The organism is Vibrio sp. 03_296, from assembly GCF_002265885.1.
The window spans coordinates 1-917 of the sequence record NZ_NPKW01001171.1 but is presented as its reverse complement, the minus strand read 5'-3'; the positions used below and the strand labels follow the sequence as shown (position 1 = coordinate 917).

The following is a 917-nucleotide window of genomic DNA, read 5'->3' as shown; positions in this document are numbered from 1 at the left end:
GAAAAATCTGTGGTTGAACTGTCAGAGTCGTTGCTCGACGAACTTTCGCAAGTTTACAGGCCAACTGAGCTCGCAGTTAGCATAAAAACAGCGCTAAAAGTGAGTGGAGTGTTTTGGTTTCCATGTTGATGAGGTTTTAGTTGGAGTAGTTGAAGCTAAACAGGTTGGTTCAGAATTACAGCTTAGCTCGCTAGCAGTTGCACCAAGTTTTCGCCAAAAAGGTGTAGCTAGAAAGCTCGTCGATTTCGTTGATTACACAGTTTAAGCGTATTAACTCAGTCTCGGTTGGTGTGTTGAGCAAACAGGTAATGTCGCTGTTTTAAGCACTAGGCTTTAATGTGTTCAACGTTTTGATTCAGACTTTTTCATACTTTCCGATGGTTCAAAAGCGGTAGAAGTTCACTTAAACAAAAAGTAACGGCATAACAAAGCGTTTAAGAGGGACTTGGCACGCGTGGCATTTTCAATTTGCGTTGGGTTTAGTGGTTAAGGTGTTATGCGGTCACTTTTGTATTGCGTGCCTGCGCCCCTTAACGCGGCGTTATGCTTAATCAATGTAAAATCAGTTGGTTATGGTTTTTCTTTGTTCCCTTGGCTGATTGGTTTTGTGTTTGTCGGCAAGCCGGCTTTTGTGAGCGCTGTTTTTCGGACGCATATTCTTTGGCGCTAGAAATTCAGAGAATTGCCTCATTCAATTCTCGGGCAATCGCGAGGTTAGGGCGGTTGGCTCAATCAGAAATCCATTTTAGGTTTTCAAACTTCAAACCAGATTTGCCAAAATTCCTAGTCTGATTATCAAAACTATGATTCATTTCGGTTTTCTACGTTTTGGTTTTTGTTTGTAAATCAAAGTCGAGTTAATCTTGTTTTGAGTAAAACGTAACTCATTGAAGCTTAAGCATAACAAGGCGTTTAAG

Annotated in this window: 1 pseudogene; it reads left to right on the top strand. The window is 41.0% G+C overall.

The annotated features are described in order from the left end of the window. Positions 1-418: pseudogene (locus tag CIK04_RS35895) on the top strand (GNAT family N-acetyltransferase); the annotation flags it as partial. Positions 419-917: the final 499 nt, after the last annotated feature.